14 protein-coding genes are annotated in these 18,929 nt (G+C 68.6%); 9 read left to right on the top strand and 5 right to left on the bottom strand.

All coding sequences use genetic code 11. From position 1 onward, the window contains the following. Positions 1–155: 155 nt before the first annotated feature. Together NC7_RS18000 and NC7_RS17995 are read right to left on the bottom strand one after the other, a co-directional pair. Positions 156–737, bottom strand: a complete 582-nt coding sequence (locus NC7_RS18000; protein WP_067984589.1) for a TerD family protein — start codon at positions 735–737, stop codon at positions 156–158. Between the two features lie 55 nt (positions 738–792). Further along, on the bottom strand, positions 793–2,865 hold the full coding sequence (locus NC7_RS17995) for an acyltransferase family protein (RefSeq protein ID WP_157102064.1): 2,073 nt from the start codon (positions 2,863–2,865) through the stop codon (positions 793–795). A gap of 168 nt (positions 2,866–3,033) precedes the next feature. On the opposite strand from NC7_RS17995, the gene NC7_RS17990 reads away from it, so the two are divergent. From NC7_RS17990 to NC7_RS17970, 5 genes are all read left to right on the top strand, one after another. After that, positions 3,034–4,065: a hypothetical protein gene (locus NC7_RS17990; protein WP_067984587.1), complete on the top strand. Its 1,032-nt coding sequence runs from the start codon at positions 3,034–3,036 to the stop codon at positions 4,063–4,065. A 374-nt stretch (positions 4,066–4,439) separates the two neighbouring features. Beyond that, complete coding sequence (locus NC7_RS17985) at positions 4,440–5,390, top strand: Acg family FMN-binding oxidoreductase (protein WP_407940390.1); 951 nt, start codon at positions 4,440–4,442, stop codon at positions 5,388–5,390. 291 nt (positions 5,391–5,681) lie between these two features. Next, positions 5,682–11,138, top strand: a complete 5,457-nt coding sequence (locus tag NC7_RS17980) for an ATP-binding protein (RefSeq protein WP_067984579.1) — start codon at positions 5,682–5,684, stop codon at positions 11,136–11,138. A gap of 333 nt (positions 11,139–11,471) precedes the next feature. Further along, positions 11,472–12,512, top strand: coding sequence for an ATP-grasp domain-containing protein (locus NC7_RS17975; RefSeq protein ID WP_225280910.1), 1,041 nt, complete (start codon positions 11,472–11,474; stop codon positions 12,510–12,512). Between the two features lie 12 nt (positions 12,513–12,524). Then, complete coding sequence (locus tag NC7_RS17970; RefSeq protein ID WP_067984577.1) at positions 12,525–14,525, top strand: hypothetical protein; 2,001 nt, start codon at positions 12,525–12,527, stop codon at positions 14,523–14,525. On the opposite strand, the gene NC7_RS17965 is transcribed toward NC7_RS17970, so the two are convergent. Then, positions 14,522–14,791, bottom strand: a complete 270-nt coding sequence (locus NC7_RS17965) for a hypothetical protein (protein WP_067984575.1) — start codon at positions 14,789–14,791, stop codon at positions 14,522–14,524. The genes NC7_RS17970 and NC7_RS17965 overlap by 4 nt on opposite strands. Before the next feature lie 278 nt (positions 14,792–15,069). Between NC7_RS17965 and NC7_RS17960 the strand changes: the two genes are divergently transcribed. Together NC7_RS17960 and NC7_RS17955 are read left to right on the top strand one after the other, a co-directional pair. Continuing rightward, positions 15,070–15,459 (top strand): hypothetical protein, encoded by a 390-nt coding sequence (locus tag NC7_RS17960; RefSeq protein WP_157102063.1) that lies wholly within the window; start codon positions 15,070–15,072, stop codon positions 15,457–15,459. Next, entirely contained in the window at positions 15,456–15,920 is a 465-nt protein-coding gene (locus NC7_RS17955; protein ID WP_157102062.1) for a hypothetical protein, read from the top strand. The genes NC7_RS17960 and NC7_RS17955 overlap by 4 nt, the downstream gene beginning before the upstream one ends. Before the next feature lie 4 nt (positions 15,921–15,924). On the opposite strand, the gene NC7_RS17950 is transcribed toward NC7_RS17955, so the two are convergent. After that, a complete protein-coding gene (locus NC7_RS17950; protein ID WP_067984567.1) occupies positions 15,925–16,320 on the bottom strand; it encodes a RidA family protein in 396 nt (131 codons plus the stop codon). Positions 16,321–16,404: 84 nt separating this feature from the next. Beyond that, the gene (locus NC7_RS17945; protein WP_067984565.1) at positions 16,405–17,043 is read right to left on the bottom strand and encodes a PadR family transcriptional regulator; all 639 of its coding nucleotides are present in this window, start codon (positions 17,041–17,043) and stop codon (positions 16,405–16,407) included. Between the two features lie 140 nt (positions 17,044–17,183). On the opposite strand from NC7_RS17945, the gene NC7_RS17940 reads away from it, so the two are divergent. Then, positions 17,184–18,122 (top strand): ATP-binding cassette domain-containing protein, encoded by a 939-nt coding sequence (locus NC7_RS17940; protein ID WP_067984563.1) that lies wholly within the window; start codon positions 17,184–17,186, stop codon positions 18,120–18,122. Further along, the gene (locus NC7_RS17935) at positions 18,119–18,928 is read left to right on the top strand and encodes an ABC transporter permease (protein WP_067984561.1); all 810 of its coding nucleotides are present in this window, start codon (positions 18,119–18,121) and stop codon (positions 18,926–18,928) included. Before NC7_RS17940 ends, NC7_RS17935 begins: the two co-directional genes overlap by 4 nt. Position 18,929: the final 1 nt, after the last annotated feature.

Genomic DNA, 18,929 nt, shown 5'->3' with positions numbered 1-18,929 from the left:
TCCGTGCGGGGACGTGGTAGGTGCGGACATGTGGGTTCCCGTCTTCGCTCGAACCCCGCTCGACGGAGTTCGAGCCGGGCTGCCGACCAGACTTCCCGGCGCACCGACCCTAACTTTGCCGCACCGACCACAGCCCGTGCAAACCGCGCGCGTCGCTAGCCGAGCGCGAAACGCAGCAGCGCCTGCTTGTCGCCCTGCTTGATCTTGCCCTTGCGATCGAGCACCTCGAGCTGCCAGACCGGGCCGTTGCGGAAGGCGCGGGCGATGGCGTTGGCGTTCTCGGCGCCGAGCAGCGACGGCCAGATGTCGGCCACCGGCTGACTGTCGGCGCCGGTGGCGTCGTAGATCTTGAACGAGACGTTGTTGGCCTTGTCGAAGGAGGAGCCCTTCTTGAACGCGGCGGCGACGAACACGATGGCGTCGATCGCGGTCGGTACGTTCGCGAAGGTGACGTGCACGGTCTCGTCGTCACCGGTGGCCGCGCCGGTCTGCTCGTCACCGGTGTGCAGTACCGAGCCGTTGCCGAGCGGGTCGAGCGAATCGAGCCCGGCGAAACGCACCGGCTCGCCACCCTGCATGAGGACGGCGACGAGGTCGAGGTCCACACCGCGCTTGCGGCGGGCGATGCCGAGCAGACCACCGCTGGCACCGGCCGACGGGTCCCAGCTCACCCCCACACTCATCTTGGTGATACCGGCGAGATCGGCCGCGCCGTCTTCCTTCTTCAGAGTAATCACGCCCTCGAGGCTACGGACTTCCCGAGTTGCCCGCATGCCCAAGCGAATTCGCTGGTCACCACCATCCGAGCACGGGGCCGATGCCGCGGCCGAGTGCGTCGGCGAGGGTGCGCGAGTAGGTGGCGGTGAGGTGGTGCTCGTCGTGGTAGATCAGCACATTGCCCTCGGTGACGGCGCAGACCGTCGGCCCGCAGACGGCGTCGGTGAGGTCGACGGGGAAGACGTGTGGAAAGGCCGCCGCCGCTTCGCGCTGCGGGTCGATCGGGTCGAGGGCGTCGGCGCGGCGCATGCCGCAGCTGATCCGGTCGCCGCCCGAGGCCAGGCAGTCGGTGGCGCGGTAGCGCACACCGTCGCGGCGCAGCCACGGGGTGTCGCGCAGGGTGAGCACCGACAGGCCACGTTCGGACAGGGCCGTCCACACCTCGAGGAACTCCGGTGGGGTCTCGTCGCCGCCCGCGTCGCGTGGCCTGGTGCCGATGGTGAACACCCAGTCGGGGCGGTCGGTGCCGAGCCGGTCGATCACCTCGCGCGACCAGTCCCGGCAGTCGGGGATCGGTTCGCCGTTGTAGGTGGCGTCCTCGGCGAGGGTGAGCGGGCAGCCCATCTTCAGATACACCTGGATGCGGAAGGAATGCTCCTCGGCCAGGATCTGCAGCGCGGGCAACCAGTGTTCGACGTGGGAGCTGCCCGCCATCGCGATGGTGCGTTCGGCGGCGGGGTCGCCGTAGGTGCAGGTGATGACGCTGCGGGTGTTCCAGTCGGCGATGCAGCCGTCGAGGGTCGGCGGCGGCTGGTCGTTGCGTGCCTCGAAAAGGCTTGGCCGCAACGGTTCCGGTGCGACCGGTGTGTGCGCGGTGAGCGCTCGCGCACCGGGGTACCTGATCGCCTCCACATCGGTGGGTTCGGCGGGCGGGGCCGCCCGGACGACAGCGAACTCCCAGGCCGACGCGGTCGCCACCACCGCCGCGAGCAGTGCCGCGATGCCCGCGGTGACCAGGCGCCGACCGGGCCGTCGGGACTTGGCGCGCAACGGCTTCTCGATCAGCTGATGGGTGAGCCAGGCCAGCGCCAGCGACACCGCGATCACCCCGGTGCCGCCGAGCAGATCGACCTCGGGGGTGTCGCGTTCGGTGAGGAAGAAGATGAGAATCGGCCAGTGCCACAGGTACAGCGGGTAGGCGAGCTCGCCGAGCAACCGCATGTGTCGGTGGGCGAGGAGCCGGTTGGGCCGATTCCATTCGTGGCGCGCCACATTCGCGACCGACACGATCACCGCCGCGGCCGCGAGCACCGGCAGCAGGGCGGCCGGGCCGGGGAAGTGGTTGGCGGCGTCGCGGATCACCCAGCCGCACAGCACGACTCCCGCGATACCGAGGGCGGCCAACGGCGCGCGGCACCAGCGCGGCAGCACCAGGTAGGGCGCGGCGACGGCGAGCGCCGCGCCGACGAGCAGTTCCCATCCGCGCGCGAGGGTGTCGTAGTAGTTCCAGCCCTGATGGGTCGCGGTTCCCCGGGTGGCATACACGAAAGACGCTGCGGCAGCGGCGATCACGATGACACCGACCACGGCTCGCGTGCGTCGCAGCCGTGCGCACACCGCGACGAGGATCAGCGCGACCAGATAGAACTGGCCCTGCACCGACATCGACCAGAGGTGCTGTAGTGGGCTCACCGACGGGTCGGCGGCCAGATAATCGGCCCAGGTGAGCGCCAGTTCCCAGTTCTGCGCGAACAGCAACGAGGCGAGCGTCTGCGCCGCCACCGCCGACCACTGGGTGTAGGGCAGCATCAGTATCGAGGCCACGAGCACACCGGCCAGCACCACGGCCATAGCGGGGAGCAATCGCCGGGCGGTGCGCCGCACCACCGGCCACACCCACCCGCGTGGACCGTGCTCGGCGCGGCGCAGCAGCATGCCGGTGAAGAAATAGCCGGACAGCACCAAAAAGACGTCTACGCCACCCGAGACCCGACCGAACCAGATGTGGAAGACCACGACGAGGCCGATCGCCAGGCCGCGCAAACCGTCGAGATCGGATCGGTATCCCGTTGTGCCGCTGCGCTGTTCGGCCGTCGAGCCCGAACCTGCCGAGGTCTCCGGCGAGAGAACCGATGGTGACCACGCCATGCCATGTGACTATCACGCGACCCGCGTGGATGTCACATCGAGGCATCGGGAACACTGCGCCACAGCGAATACGGCGCGACGGGTTTGCCTTCCACCCGAACAGGCGCCAAAATTTCGGAGAGGGACGCGGACATCACCGAATCGATGCCGCGGGGCTGGGAGAGACCTGTGACACGCGAAGATCCGCCCGTCGGGGGTGCCGACGATCAGGGTTCGTGGTGGATGACGCCGCGCGCCGATGGGCAGCAGGCCGACTCCGCCGCGCCGACGGTGCGCGCGGACGCGCCCGGCGTCGGGCAGCAGCCCCCGATGAGTCAGCCCCAGTGGCCCGTCGGCCCGCAGGGGCAGCAGTGGCAGCAGCCACCGGTGAGCCAGCCGTGGCAGCAGCCGGGACCGGGGCAGCCGATGCCCGGTCAGCCGATGATGGGACAGCCGCAGTGGCAGCAGCCGCGCCCGCCGTACGCGCGGGCGGGTTCGTCGTCGACGCCGTGGCTGATCGGCGGTGCGGTGGTCTGCGCGTTCCTCGTGCTGATCGTGGTCGCGGTGGTGGTCGGTGGCAACTCCGATCCCGACTCCCCGGTCGTCGCCGCGCCGACCACCACGTCCTCGACGGTGCCGTCCACCTACTCCACCACCTCGGCGGCGCCGACCTCGAAGCCGTTCGACTGGAACTCGCTCGACAGCGCGTCGACCGACGACACCCCGCTCACCGTGAAAGCCCTGCTGCCGCAGAGTTTCACCGACTCCAAGGGTGTGCTCTACACGCTGCGCGCCAGCGGCGAGCACGGCTGCGATCAGCCGGGCAACTCCGACAACGTGTCCTCGGCGATCACGTCCAACGGGTGCACGACCAATCTCACCGGCTCCTACATCGACAAGGACGACCACATCCTGGTGTCGGTGAACGTGTTGGTGTTCCCCACCCACTCCGCCGCCCGTTCGGCCTACGACACCCTCGACGGTGACGTGCAGGACTGGGGAATCTGGTGCCCCACAACGGGTCTGGCCAGTGACACCTGCCACGGCGACATCATGTCCGCCACCCGCGTGCAGTGGTCGGCCTACAGTCACCGCTACTTCACCCAGGCCACCGGCATCTACATCGACCTGTCCGACAACAGCAGCCTCGAGGAATGGTGCAAGGCGGGCGCCAACGCGGCGGCGACCACCGTCGGCCCGAAGAACTACTGGCAGAAGTGAGCACCGCGCGATCAGCGCGGTGAGTTCCTCGGCGTGGTGAAGGTGGCGGCGCGGCCTCGGCCTCGGCGTGCGGGGCGACGCGCAGTTCGTGGTCCCCGAAAGGTCACGGTGAGATAACCGCGGGTGCGAGCTTCGACACGCCGGGGAGCGGTGTCGGAGTGGTCGTGGCGGTCGGAATTCGGCCTTCTACGGGCCGTCCGCCGGGGTTCCGGGCTTTGTCACGAACTGGTCAACGGATCAGATCACATGGAAAGTCGCTGGTAGCGCACCTATGGTCGGGAACCGAGCTCGAGGAATTGGAGTATTCGCCAACAGGAAGTCGGGGGCGGACATTGCTTCGCAAAAGACCGAGTACGCAGACGTGCCGTGACGCGGTGGAGTTGGCCGTGCGCGCGCCGTCGGTGCACAACACCCAGCCGTGGCGGTGGCGCATCGGCCACGGGCGCGTCGACCTGTTCGCCGATTTCGGCAGGCAGGTCACCGCGACCGATCCGCGCGCCCGCGCGCTGATGGTGAGCTGTGGTGCCGCGCTGCACCATCTGGCCGTCGCGTTCGCGATGCTCGGCTGGCACGCGGTCATCGAACGGCTGCCCGACCCCGCGCGACCCGATCATCTCGCGCGGGTCGAACTCACCCCGCGCTCGCCGAGCGATCACGACATCCGGTTGGCCGCCGCCATCCACGTGCGCCGCTCGGATCGGCGCCGCTTTCCCGACCTGCCCATCCCGGCGCGCGACCTGCGCACGGTGTCGCGCTGTGCCTCCCGCTTCGGCGCCGCGGCCCGTCATGTCCCGGACATGCTGCTGCCCGAGCTGGCCGAACCCATGCGCTCGGCCGCCGCCCGGCACGCCGTCGACGGGGACTACCTCGCGGAACTGGGCGAATGGAGCGGCTGCCACGGCGAACTCGCGGGGGTGCCCGCCCACAACGCGCCCGCGTCCCGACGTTCCGACGAACTGCCGGTGCGGGTCTTCGCCGACGCGCAGCTGTCGGAGTTCACCGAGGAACCCGACGCCGCCCACTGGCTGGTGGTGTGCACCCCGCGCGACACCCGGCTCTCCCAGCTGCGGGCCGGTGAGGCGACCAGCGCCATCCTGCTCGAAGCGACCCACCTCGGTCTGGCCACCAGTCTGCAGTCCGAACCGCTCGGCATGCTCGACCTGCGCGACCAGATCCGCACCACCGTGCTGCAGGAATGCGCCTTCCCGCACGTGATGGTCCGCCTCGGCGTGATGCCGCACGCCGCCGCGCCGCTGGAATCCACCCCGCGTCGCGTCGTGGACGACGTCATCGAGTTCGACGAGACCGCGCTCGTCATGGCCTAGCCCGTTCCACCTGGCAGTTCCCCATCGGCGCCGCCGCCCGACCCGGGCGCGCGGCGCCGACGTGTGTCCGCCTCGAACGCATTCGGCTCGCCATCCGTAATCATCTGCACGACGCGGCGATATGTCTGTATCGCCAGACGCGCGCTGCCGCTTCGGACAACGATACGTGCGGGTAACCGCGCCTCGCGGTACACATACGTGGCAGAAGAGGGCAGACTGCCAGCAATCGCGAGTTTCGCAACCTCACCCGTCCGGGCCAGGTCCTTGGAGAATTGTGGAAGGAGTCGGCGAGTGTTCAGCCGTATCGCCATCGTGAATAGGGGAGAGGCCGCTATGCGCCTCATCCATGCCGTGCGTGATCTGGCGGCGGCGACCGGGCTACCGATCGAAACGGTAGCCCTGCACACCGACGTCGACCGCACCGCGACCTTCGTGCGCGAGGCCGACATCGCCTACGACCTCGGGCCCGCCTCGGCCCGGCCGTACCTGGATCTCAAGGCCCTCGAGCACGCGCTGGTCACCACCAAGGCCGACGCCGCGTGGGTCGGCTGGGGCTTCGTCGCCGAGGACCCGGCGTTCGCCGAGCTGTGCGAGCACATCGGCGTCACCTTCATCGGCCCGAGCGCCGACGCCATGCGCAAGCTCGGCGACAAGATCGGCGCCAAGCTGATCGCCGAAGAGGTCGGTGTGCCGGTGGCTCCGTGGAGCCGCGGCCCGGTCGACACCATCGAGGACGCCGTCGAGGCCGCGGGTCGGATCGGTTACCCGCTGATGCTCAAGGCCACCGCGGGTGGCGGTGGGCGCGGTATCCGCGTCATCACCAACGAGGCCGAACTCGTCGACGCCTACGAGCGAACCAAGCAGGAAGCCGCGCGTGCCTTCGGCAGCGGCGTGGTGTTCCTCGAGCGTCTGGTCACCGGTGCCCGCCACGTCGAGGTGCAGGTGATCGCCGACGGTCAGGGCACGGCATGGGCGCTCGGCGTGCGCGACTGCTCGGTGCAGCGGCGCAACCAGAAGGTCATCGAGGAGTCGGCCTCGCCGGTGCTGAGCGCCGAGCAGACCGCCGACCTCAAGGCCTCGGCCGAGCGGCTCGCGATCGCCGTCGGTTACTGCGGCGCGGCCACGGTCGAATTCCTCTACCACCCCGGCGACCAGCTGTTCGCGTTCCTCGAGGTGAACACCCGGCTGCAGGTCGAGCATCCGATCACCGAGATCACCACCGGTTTCGACCTCGTGCACGCCCAGATCCGGGTCGCCTCCGGGATCAAGCTCGAGGGCTCCGCACCCGCCGAGCGCGGCCACGCCATCGAGGCGCGCCTCAATGCCGAGGACCCGGACCGCGACTTCGCGCCCGCCCCCGGCCGCATCGTCCGCCTCGACCTGCCCGCCGGTCCCGGTATCCGCGTCGACACCGGTGTGAGCGAAGGCGACACCATCCCCGCCGACTTCGACTCGATGATCGCCAAGATCATCGCCTACGGCCGCGACCGCGACGAGGCACTCGGTCGCCTGCGCCGGGCCATGGCCGAGACCCGCGTCGTCATCGAGGGCGGTGCCACCAACAAGAGCTTCGTGCTCGACCTGCTCGACCAGCCCGAGGTGATCGACGCCAGCGCCGACACCGGCTGGATCGACCGCGTGCGCGGCGAGGGCCGCCTGGTCACCCACCGCCACTCCACCGTCGCCCTGGCCGTCGCCGCGATCGACGCCTACGAGGAAGACGAACGCGCCGAACAGCACCGGCTGCTGTCCACCGCGTCGGGTGGCCGTCCGCAGGTGCAGCACCAGAGCGGTCGCCCGCTCGATCTGAAACTGCGCGGCGCGAGCTACCGCGTGCGCGTGGCCCGCATCGGCGCGCACCGCTTCCGCATCGGCATCGAGGCCGGTGGCGACCTGCGCACCGCCGATGTCGATCTCGATCGTTTCGATCGCCACACCGGCCAGATCGTCGTCAACGGCACCCGCTACCGCCTGATCACCGGCACCCACGGCCCCACCCACGTGGTCGATGTCGACGGCATCACCCACCGCATCAGCCGCGACGAGGGCGGCGTGGTCCGTTCGCCCGCGCCCGCGCTGGTCGTCGGCACCCCGCTCGAGGTCGGTGCCGAGGTCGAGGCCGGTGCGCCGGTGCTCGTGCTCGAGTCGATGAAGATGGAAACGGTGCTGCGCGCGCCGTTCCGGGCCCGGCTCAAGGAATGCGCGGTGTCGGTCGGCACCCAGGTGGAGACGGGCGCGCCGCTGCTGCGCCTGGAACCCCTCGCCGACGACGACGCCGAGGAGACCGCCGCCACCGGCGCGGTCGTCCTCGACCTGCCCGCCGAGCCGACCCCGCGCAGCCCGCACGAGCGGATGTCGCGTGGCCTGCAGGACCTGCGCAGCCTGCTGCTCGGCTTCGATGTCGATCCGCACGACAACAGCCGCGTACTCGACGACTACGTCACCGCGCGCAAGGAGACCGTCGCCGACAACATCCGCCCGCTCGGCGAGGAACTCGAACTGGTGCAGGTCTTCGCCGACCTCGCCGAACTGAGCCACAACCGGCCCGCCGACGACGACGGCGCCCACAGCCACGTGCACAGCGCCCGCGAGTACTTCCACACCTACCTGCAGAGCCTCGACGTGGAGCGGGCCGGGCTGCCCGAGTCCTACCAGGCCAAGCTGTCGGCCGCACTCGGCCACTACGGCATCACCGAACTGGACCGCACGCCCGATCTCGAGGCCGCCGTCTTCCGGATCTTCCTGGCTCAGCAGCGGCCCGCCGAGACCGGCGCGGTGATCACCACCCTGCTGCGGGAATGGCTCACCGAGCCCATGCCCGATCAGGTGCTGCGCGAGCCGGTGGGTCTGGCCCTGGAACGGCTCGTCGCCGCCACCCAGGTCCGTTTCCCCGTGGTCGCCGACCTCGCCCGCGGCCTGGTGTACGCCTGGTACGGCCAGCCGCTGCTGCGCCGCAACCGCGCCCGCGTCTACACCAATGTCCGCAGGCACCTGAGCTACCTCGACACCGACCCGCAGGCCGCCGACCGCACCGAGCGGATCGCGGAGATGGTGCGCAGCACCGAACCGCTCGTCCGCCTGCTCGGCCAGCGGTTGCAGCGCGGCAAGGGCGACCACACCGCCATGCTCGAGGTGCTCACCCGCCGCTACTACGGCAACAAGGGCATCACCGGGGTTCGCACCGAGCAGGTCGGTTCGACCACCTTCGTCGTCGCCGAACGCGCCGGGTCGAGCCTGGTCTCCACCGCGGTGAGCTTCGCCGCGCTCGGTACCGCCCTGGACGGGTTGGCCGAGTTGGCCCGCGGCGCGGTGTCCATCGACGCCGACATCTACCTCAGCTGGGAGGACCAGCCCGAGGACTTCGACGCCATGGCCGTTGCGCTGCAGGAAGTACTCGGCGCGCACCCGCAGCCGAACCAGGTGCACCGCATCACCGCCACCGTCGCGGGCAGCGGCGGCTCGGTCATGCACCACCACTTCACTTTCCGTCCCTCGGTCACCGGCATGGCCGAGGAGCGGCTGATCCGTGGCCTGCACCCCTACATCGCCCAGCGCATGCAGATGGAGCGGTTGCGCAAGTTCGACCTCACCCGTCTGTCGTCCTCGGACGAAGAGGTGTACCTGTTCCGTGCCGTGGCCAAGGAGAACCCCTCCGACGATCGCCTGATCGCCTTCGCCCAGGTGCGTGACCTCACGGCGCTGCGTGAGCAGGACGGCCGACTGGTCGCGCTGCCGACGGCCGAGAGCGCCATCGCCACCTGTGTCGATTCGATCCGTCGGGCCCAGTCGCGGCGCCCATCGGCCAAGCGGCTCAACACCAACCGCATCGTGATGTACATCTGGCCCCCGATGGACGTCACCCGGGCGGAACTCGAGACCATCGGTGGCCACGTGCTGCCGTCGGCGGCGGGTGTCGGTCTCGAGGAGATCCTGCTCATCGCCCGCCAGCGCGATCCGCAGACCGGCGAACTGAACAAGATCGTCGTCCGGATCTCCTTCGACGCCACCGGCGGCACCGAGGTGACGGTCGGCGAGCGGACCGACGAAGCCGTCGAACCGCTCGACGAATACCGTCAGAAGGTGCTGCGCGCGGCGGCTCGCAACACCGTCTACCCGTACGAATTGACCGGGCTGCTCGGCGAATTCACCGAGTACGACCTCGACGAAAACCACGCGCTCGTCCCTGTCGAGCGGCCGAAGGGCCACAACAAGGCGGCGCTCGTGGCCGGTGTGGTCACCACGCCGACCCCGCGTCATCCCGAGGGTGTCACCCGTGTGCTGCTGCTCGGTGACCCGACGAAGTCCCTTGGTGCCCTGTCGGAGCCGGAGTGCCGTCGGGTGATCGCGGCGCTGGATCTGGCCGAGCAGATGCGGGTTCCGCTCGAGTGGTACGCGCTGTCCTCGGGTGCGCGGATCTCGATGTCCTCGGGCACCGAGAACATGGACTGGGTCGCGGCCGCGCTCAAGCGGATCGTCGAGTTCACCCAGGACGGCGGCGAGATCAACATCGTCGTGGCGGGCATCAATGTCGGCGCCCAGCCGTACTGGAACGCCGAGGCCACCATGCTCATGCACACCAAGGGCGTGCTGGTGATGACCCCGGATTCGGCGATGGTGCTCACCGGCAAGCAGTCGCTGGACTTCTCCGGTGGTGTGTCGGCCGAGGACAACTTCGGCATCGGCGGTTACGACCGGGTGATGGGCCCCAACGGTCAGGCGCAGTACTGGGCGCCGAACCTCGGCGCGGCGCGCGATGTGCTGATGTCGCACTACGAGCACACCTACGTCGTCCCCGGTGAGTCCGCACCGCGCCGGGCCACCAGCACCGACCCCGTCGACCGTGACATCTCCAGCTTCCCGCACACGCTGGCCGACAGCACCTTCGCCACCGTCGGCGAGATCTTCTCGGCGGCCGCGAACCCGGATCGCAAGAAGCCCTTCGACATTCGCACGGTGATGCGTGCCCTCGCCGACCAGGACCACCCGGTGCTGGAACGCTGGGCGGGGATGGCCGACGCCGAGACCGCGGTGGTGCAGGACGCGCACCTCGGCGGCATCCCGGTGTGCCTGTTGGGCATCGAGTCGCGCAATGTGCCGCGTCGCGGCCTGGTGCCGACCGACGGCCCCGACACCTACACCGCGGGCACACTGTTCCCGCGTTCGTCGAAGAAGGCCGCGCGTGCCATCAACGCGGCCAGCGGCAACCGTCCGCTGGTGGTGCTGGCGAACCTGTCGGGCTTCGACGGCTCGCCGGAGTCGATGCGCAAGCTGCAGCTCGAGTACGGTGCCGAAATCGGCCGTGCCATCGTCAATTTCGACGGCCCCATCGTGTTCTGTGTGATCTCGCGCTACCACGGCGGTGCGTTCGTCGTCTTCTCGAAGGCGCTGAACCCGAACATGACCGTGCTCGCCCTGGAGGGTTCGTTCGCCTCGGTGCTCGGTGGCGCGCCCGCCGCCGCCGTGGTGTTCGCCGGTGAGGTCAACGCCCGTACCGCCGCCGATCCGCGTATTCGCGAATTGGAGGCCCGGGTGGCCAACACCTCGGGCACCGACCGGGCGACCCTGGCCGCCGAACTCGACGAACTGCGGTCGTCGGTGCGCGCGGAGAAGCTGGGTGACGTAGCCGCCGAGTTCGACCGCGTGCACAACATCCAGCGCGCGGTGGAGGTCGGCTCGGTCGACGCGATCGTCAGCGTCGCCGACCTGCGCCCGCGCATCATCGACGCGATCGAAACCCGCCTGTCGTAGGCGGTTTCGGGTGACCGGCCGTCCCGTCCGGGGCGGCCGGTCACAGCTTCGTCATGATTTCGTCGGCCGGAACTGGGTAATTCTCGGTTGGCAGCCTGTCGGCTGTCGATCGAGAAGGGATAAGGTTTGTCGATTTCCGCTGACGAATCCCAGAGTCGAAATCCGAACAAAGGCTATATCGCCCTTTTGGGCTGGAGTTTGAACGCCGTGGCGGCCGTCGATCGTTTCGATCGGCGCTACATCGTGGTAGCCCCCGCTTGGGCGCAAGATTATTGCACAGAACACAACATTCCCTATATCCCATGGGATTTCGAACGACTCAACGATCGTTCGATGGAGATCGCGGAAACGCTGAAGGATCTGGGCGTCGACGTCGCCATCCCGATCTTCGAGGAAACCGTCGAATGGGCGGGCGCGATCAACTCGGTGCTGCTCGACAACCCTCGCCTGCTCGGCCAGGCCATGCTGCTGCGCGACAAGTCGCTGATGAAGCGGCGCGCCCAGCTCGGCGGCATCCGGGTCGGTATCTTCGAGGAGGCGCACGATCGCGACGACGTGGCTCGTTTCCTCAAGCGGGTCAACCAGACCCTGCTCAAGCTCGACGGCGACCCCAACGACCCGATACACCTCAAGGCCTTCGACAAGGCGGGTTGCCTCGGCCACCGCGTGATCCGCACGCCCGACGAGATCGACACCATCCCCGACGACGAGTTCCCGATGCTGATGGAATCGCACCTCGACGGCTGGGAGTTCGCGGTGGAGGCCTGGGTGCACAAGGGCCGCATCTGTTTTCTCAACATCTCCGAATACGTCACCCTCGGCTATTCGGTCTTCGTTCCGGCCACTCCTGAACTCGAGAAGTATCGGCCGGAGATCACCCGTCAGGTCGAAAAGCTCATCAAGACTTTCGATATCGAGTTCGGCTTCATCCATCCCGAGTACTTCGTCACCAGCGACGGCGAGATGTATTTCGGCGAGGTCGCCTATCGGCCACCGGGTTTCAAGGTGTTCGAACTCCTCGAACGCACCTACGGTTTCAACGCCTATCACGCGCTGGTGCTTGCCTTCGACCCGAAGACCACCGACGAGGAGATCGACGCCTTCTTCCCGAAGGAAGTCGTCGACGCCACCGGGCACGCCGGGTGCTTCGGGGTGTATCCGCGCAGGCGCGTGGTCAGCCAGCTGTCGATTCCGCCGGAAACCGAGGACCACGACTACTTCGAGTCCCACGAGCTCACCGAGCCGTTGGCCGAGAAAGTCACCAAGCGAACAGCTTTCGGTAACCATTGGGGCCTGCTCTACTTCTTCGGTGACGATCCGTACACTCTGCGGGATCTGCTGAAGCGACAAGAAGAGCTCGACTTCTACATCTGATCGGATCGGCGATTGAGTCCACGCGACCAGGCGACGCTCGACAAGCGTCTCGCCACCCTCGACCACGCCACCGGTGCCCTCTACGACACCGGCGAATTCGGCAAGCAGGTGAAGCTGCCCAGGGTGCTCGACGCGCTGCGCCGGGTACTGCTGGTGCCGGGCGGGTGTGCGGCGGTACGCGAGCGAGCGCAGCGCCTCGAGGCGGCAGGCCTGTTCCTCGGCACCGATTGGGCGCAACCGCAGATTCTCATTCCGGCGCTGAGCACCGGTTCGCTGCGCAGCGCCAACGCCGACACCGTTGTGGTGGAGGCGGTGAGCGATCTGCGGTTGCTCGCTGTGACCAAGGGCGATTACGAGCATCCGCTGATCTCGGCCGCGGCGGCCGCCGAGCACCTGTCGCAGGTGCTCGCGGTGAACCTGTCGCTGCTGTTCTCGCCGCCGTCGGAGGCCGAGCGCGAACAACAGGGCCGGATGGCGCAGGTGCCGCGCGAGCTGCTGCACTACCTGGTCGCCGAGGTCGGGTACGAGAAGGTGCTCGAGAATCTCGTGGACGAGATCTGGCGCATTCTGCGACAACGGCCCATCCAGGTCGACGCGGTGAAGCGGATGATCACCCAGATCGCGGTGGCCAGAGCCAATCCCGATGTCGATCTCGGCGCAAGTGGGCTCGGCGCCGATCGGCTCATCAGCAGCCTCTACGGCACCACCGAGGGGTGCCGGGAGGACCCGGGCGTCGAGATCTACCGCGCCCGCCTCGAATCCATGGACGACAGCGCCTTGCAATACGAGGCGACAGGTTTCGCGCGCTCCATGCACGACACCGGTCTGGTGTCGCCGTATCACGCTGTGCTGCTGCGCTTTCTGCTCGGCAAAGGCGAATACCTGCTCGGTGAGGCGATGGGACTGTCGAGCACCGGTCGCGACAGCCTGCTCTGCTACCACGAACTCGTGCGCACCCTGATCGAGCAGGCCGTGTTCGTCGAAACAGCCCAGTGTGTCTACGGTTTGGCGTTGCTGCTCGAGCGCGGCATCCTCTATCAGCCGCCGGTGGCGCCCGCGCTGTGGCGGCAGTTGTCGCTGCGGCTGTCGCCGCATTCCCAGCAGCGGTTGACCGAGGTGTTCGGCGCCGTGCCCGACCCGCGCGCACGGTTGCTCGCGGGCGTGCTGTCGGTACTGGGGCAGCCGCTCGGCATCGGCCAGGGTGACAACCCCACCTGTCAGTCGGCGCGGGCGCTGTCGATGTGGGCCTACAACGATCCCGACTACCTGTTGCAGACGGTGGTGTGGGCGGCGCGTGACGACGAGATCGTCATGCACTTCGAAGGTCGGCCACTGTCGTCACGCGAGTCGGGGGAGCAGGTGAACGCACTGCCCCACCACGACCTCGACCCGGTATCACTGCTGGTGGTGCCCCACCTGGACCGCATCTACGCCGAAATGGGCCGCCGGTGCGCCGGGCGCGAGGGCGACCCGCACCGCTGGATCAACCCCGAATTCCACGGCTGGTGGTCGGGCCGAGGTTTTCGCATCAATGTCGATGTCGCCACCGGCAAGATCGTCGACCTCGACGACTTCCAGCGCCATTTCTACGCCAGCTATCACCCCTTCTACAACGGCAACCAGCCCGTCATCCACCCGCAGCCCGCCGGGATCGCGGTCACCGACAGCGCTGCCCGCTTCGTCGGCTGGCATGCCATCACCGTGCTGCGCGTGAGCCTGGACCCGCAAGGCAAGATGCGCGTGTACTTCTACAACCCCAACAATGACAGCGGTCAGGACTGGGGTGACGGCGTGGTCGTCGGCACCGCCGGGCACGGGGAACGATTCGGCGAGGCGTCGCTGCCCTTCGAACAGTTCGCCTCGCGGCTCTACATCTTCCACTTCGACCCGCTCGAACCCGGCGAATCGGCCGCCGTCGACCGCGCGGAACTCGATCGGGTCACCGGGTACATCCGGCGCAGTTGGGGCGCGGATCGACTGCCGGAGGAAGGTGCCGCGGCCGAGGAGGTCTAGCTGTGTGTCGCGAGGTAGACCAGCGTCGCGACGCCGAGCGCGAGCGCGCCGAGGACGCCACCGGCGATGGTGTCGGCCCGATTGGTCGCGATCCCGCGTTCGATCCGGTCCCAGCCGACGAACGCCGCGCCGACCGCGATCACGGCCGCGGGCACCGCGAGGAACTCACTCGCGAACGGGATCACGGAGAAACCGCAGGCGAAGATACCGAGGACCAGCGAGAGCAGTCCAGCACCGTTGCGCGGCGGCGTCTGTGGTCCTGGCATCCCCCGAGCGTAGCGGGGTAGGCGCGCTGTCGTCGCGGTCAGCGGGCCCCGGTGGCCTCGACTCGCCAGGGCGGCCGTTCGTTCTGTCCGCCTTTCGCGCCGAGACCGGACTGACACCGAGCGAGTCCGGAAACCCCTGCTCATCGCCGCCACGGGCGGTCGCTGACCGGTTGCTGGTGTCTGTTCGATTTCATTTTCGTCCGGAAGTTACTCGCCGTTATACGGTGCAGATCCCGGTTCGAATGTGCGCATGCTCAGCAGAAATGGGGTGGCCGAAAATGGTGGTCGGGGCAGAGAAGGGTTCGCTGCGGGAAAGCCGTCGGGCGGTTCGCGTGCGTGTGCGGCGGCCGTTGCGGGTGACGGAACTGGTCACCGGGGCGATGGTGTTGCTCGCCGCGGGCGGCGGAATGACAGGCCCGGTCGTGGCCGCGGTCCTGGAGTATCGGGCTGGTGCGCCGCAGGTCGGCACGGCGGTGACGGCGTCGCTGGTGGTGGCGATCGCCGCCGTGGTGGTGTGTCTGGTCACCGGAGCCTGGTTGTTGGCCACGGCCTGGCGGCGTCGCGCACCCCGCCCGGCGCCCGACACCACAACGGTGCGGGTTCGGGTGCCGACCGGCCTTCGTCCCCGGATGGGGATGCCCGGTCTCGCCGTCCGGGGTGCGCGATGACGGGGCCGGGACGGATCACCGCCGAGTGCCACCGATGCCGTTTGTTCGTCGAGGTTCTCGACCGGGACCGGTGCGGGACGCGACTCGCCCAGCTGCTCGCCCGCGCCAGGCAGCACTGGCTCAGCCACAGTGATCGGACCCTGTTCGGTCCGCGAAACCATTGGGACGGCATCACCCTCGACGACGTCGTCCCGCACCCGGGTGACCTCATCGAGGCCGCCGCGGCCGGGTGCGGATGCGGTGACCACGCCGAGGACCTGGCCACCGTCCTCATGCTGCTGTCGGGCTGCCCCGTCGTGGTCGAGCCGGTCGCCGGGCAACCGTGTTTCCTGCTGTCGCTGTACGGCCTGGCCGACGACGATCTGGGTCTCGCCGAAACCCTCGTCCAGGTCTTCGAACTCGACCACTCCCTGCGCGTCGTCGACCGGACCAGCTGGACGGTTCCCGTCGGCGCCGGTTGACCCCTCAGGCGCGGACCGCGAGCGCGTCCACTTCGAACAGCATCCCCGGCAGGGCGAGCGCGGCGACACCGAGCAGGGTCTGCGTAGGCGGCCGTTCGCCCCAGATCCGGGCGATCGCCGTGCCGAGCACGGTCAGTTTCTCGAGGTCGTGCTCGACGATGAACGTCCGCAGCTGGGCGACGTCGCCGTAGTCGAGCCCCGCGGAGCGCAGCGCGACACCGAGGTTGGTGAAGGCGCGCTCGACCTGCCCCGCGAAATCGTCGGTCGTGGTGTGTCCCTGGGCATCCGAGTCGTACTGGCCCGCGATCAGCACGAGCTCACCGGTCACCCTGGCCACGTGGCTGTAGCCGAAACCGGTGGGATCGTGCAGCTCGGCGGGGTTGCTGATATCCAAAGGCATGTGTCTCTCCTGGGTGCGCGACGGTCGGGCACAGGAGAGACGACGCCGAGGCCGCGAGTGTGACAACCCGCCGGTGCGCCCCGACTACCGCAGGTCCGTCGGGTGCGGACCGGTACCGAACGGATTGGGCTCGTCGTCGGCGAGGACACCGACGAACGGTTCGCCCTCACCGGCGAAGACGTACGCACCCCCGGCGATACGTGCGACGAGGCCGCGCGTCCAGGTGGCTTCGCTGTCGGCCGAGTGAACCCACATGTGCATGATCTCGCCGATGTGCCCGAGCTGTCCCGGCCCCTGCTCGGGGGAGTAGTACTCGGTGACCGAGGCCCGCCACTGCTCGAGTTTGCCGATGCGCTGTTCCAGCAGGGTCACCACCTCGTCGCGCGGTAGGTCGACCATGAAACCGATGCCCGCCGAGAGCATGTCCATCTTCTGGTCGTAGGTGGTGATGGCCTCACGCAGCAGGGCGAAGTATTCCTCGGTCCCGGCCTCGGTGAGCTCGTATTCGACGCGTGGCGGTCCGCCCGCGACGCTGGGCGCGACCTCGTGGGCGAGCAGAAGTCCCTGCTTGGCCATGTGTTTGAGGGCGTGGTAGATCGACCCGGGTTTGGCATTGGACCATTCGTTGGCGCCCCAGAACTCCAGGTCGTTGCGCACCTGGTAACCGTGTGCGCGCCCGTGCTGACGGACCGCGCCGAGAACCAGCAGCCGGATCGCTGACATGGCCGTCTCCCTTCCGCGTGTGGCATCCAAGCTATCAGCGGATCAAGTTTGACTAGCCGAACGGGTAATCAAGTTTGACTAATTGCCGAACCGGGCGTAGTTTCGCCGATCTAGTCAAGTTTGACCAATGGGAGGGTGAAGTGACCGACCACGATCTGTCGATCGTCGTCGAGGGCCTGCGCAAGAAGTACGGCGCGAAGCAGGCGCTCGACGGACTCGACCTGGCTGTGCGCACCGGAACCGTGCACGCCGTCCTCGGCCCGAACGGCGCGGGCAAGACCACCGCCGTGCGGATCCTGGCCACCCTGTTGCGGCCTGACAAGGGGCGGGTGGAGGTGGCCGGTCTCGACGCGCGCGCCCGCTCCCGCGAGGTCCGCTCCCGCATCGGGCTGCTCGGCCAGCACGCCGCCGTCGACGAGAAACTCAGCGGTCGCCAGAACCTCGAGATGTTCGGCCGTCTGTACCGGTTGGGCGCACGCGGTGCGCGTGCCAGGGCGCAGGAACTCCTGGACCGGTTCGGGCTCGCCGACACCGGAACGAAAGCGGTCGAGCAGTACAGCGGCGGCATGCGGCGGCGGCTCGACCTGGCCGCCTCGCTCATCGCCGCACCCGGCGTGCTGTTCCTCGACGAGCCGACGACCGGCCTCGACCCGCGCGGGCGCACCGAGGTGTGGAACTCGGTGCGCTCGCTGGTCGACGGCGGCACCACGGTGCTGCTGACCACCCAGTATCTCGAGGAAGCCGACCAGCTGGCCGACCGCATCTCGGTGATCGACCACGGCAAGGTCATCGCCGACGGCACCGCCGACGAACTGAAGGCGAGCACCGGCGGTGACCGCATCGACGTGGTGCTGCGCGACCCGGCCCAGCTCGCCCGCGCCGCCCTGCTCGTCCCCGGTGATCCGGTGATCGATGCGGATCGCCGAATGGTGAGCGCCGCGGTCGGGGACCGGATCATCGCCCTCACCGAAACCGTCCGGGCACTGAGCGACAACGGCATCGACGCCGAGGACATCGCGATCCGCCGCCCCACCCTCGACGAAGTCTTCCTGCATCTGACCAAGGAGCACGCGGCATGAGCACCATCCAGACCCACCCGGCCTCGACACTGAGCGCGGCGCTGACCGACTCCTGGACCATGACCCGGCGGGAACTCGCGCACTGGGCGCGCCAACCCGTCCAGGTGGGCGTCGGCCTGGTGTTCCCGGTGATGATGCTGCTGATGTTCAGCTACCTGATCGGCGGCGGGCGCGGCATCGACGGCGACTTCACCGACTACCTGGTCCCCGGAATGCTCACCATGACCATGGTTTTCGGCCTCGACGCCACCATGGTCGCGGTGACCCAGGACCTCGGCAAGGGGGTGATCGATCGATTCCGTTCGATGCCGATGAACTCGGCGGCGGTGCTGGTCGGACGCAGCGTCGCCGACATGCTGTCGTCCGTGCTCGGCCTGGCCGTGATGATCGCGGCCGGGTACGCCATCGGCTGGCGCTGGCACGACGGGCCCGCCGCGTTCCTGGCGGGCGTCGCGCTGTTGCTGCTGTTGCGTTTCGCGATGCTCTGGATCGGGATCTATCTGGCGATGGTCGCGGGCAAACCGGAACTGGTGCAGACCGTGCAGCTGCTGATCTGGCCGCTGAGTTTCCTGTCCAACGCCATCGCCTCTCCCGAGTCGATGCCGTCCTGGCTGGGCGCGGTCATCGAATGGAACCCGATGTCGGCCACGGCCACCGCCGTGCGCGGCCTGTTCGGCAACCCGGTCGCCGCGGGTGACTCCTGGGCCGCCGACCACGCCGAACTGCTGGCGGTGGCGTGGCCGGTGGCGTTGATCGCGGTGTTCTTTCCGCTCGCGGTGCGGCGGTTCCGCGATCTGAGTCGCTGAC

The organism is Nocardia caishijiensis NBRC 108228 (genome assembly GCF_001612825.1).
In the GTDB taxonomy this organism is placed as follows: domain Bacteria; phylum Actinomycetota; class Actinomycetes; order Mycobacteriales; family Mycobacteriaceae; genus Nocardia; species Nocardia caishijiensis.
Note: the sequence above shows the minus strand (reverse complement) of the source record. Positions and strands in the feature narration are given on the sequence as shown.

Bases quoted from the DNA above. Each gene is read 5' to 3' on its own strand.
- NC7_RS17995 (WP_157102064.1), bottom strand. From the start codon at position 2,865: ATGGCGTGGTCACCATCGGTTCTCTCGCCGGAGACCTCGGCAGGTTCG.
- NC7_RS17975 (WP_225280910.1), top strand. From the start codon at position 11,472: ATGGAGATCGCGGAAACGCTGAAGGATCTGGGCGTCGACGTCGCCATC.
- NC7_RS17965 (WP_067984575.1), bottom strand. From the start codon at position 14,791: ATGCCAGGACCACAGACGCCGCCGCGCAACGGTGCTGGACTGCTCTCG.
- NC7_RS17960 (WP_157102063.1), top strand. From the start codon at position 15,070: ATGGTGGTCGGGGCAGAGAAGGGTTCGCTGCGGGAAAGCCGTCGGGCG.
- NC7_RS17955 (WP_157102062.1), top strand. From the start codon at position 15,456: ATGACGGGGCCGGGACGGATCACCGCCGAGTGCCACCGATGCCGTTTG.
- NC7_RS17950 (WP_067984567.1), bottom strand. From the start codon at position 16,320: ATGCCTTTGGATATCAGCAACCCCGCCGAGCTGCACGATCCCACCGGT.
- NC7_RS17945 (WP_067984565.1), bottom strand. From the start codon at position 17,043: ATGTCAGCGATCCGGCTGCTGGTTCTCGGCGCGGTCCGTCAGCACGGG.
- NC7_RS17935 (WP_067984561.1), top strand. From the start codon at position 18,119: ATGAGCACCATCCAGACCCACCCGGCCTCGACACTGAGCGCGGCGCTG.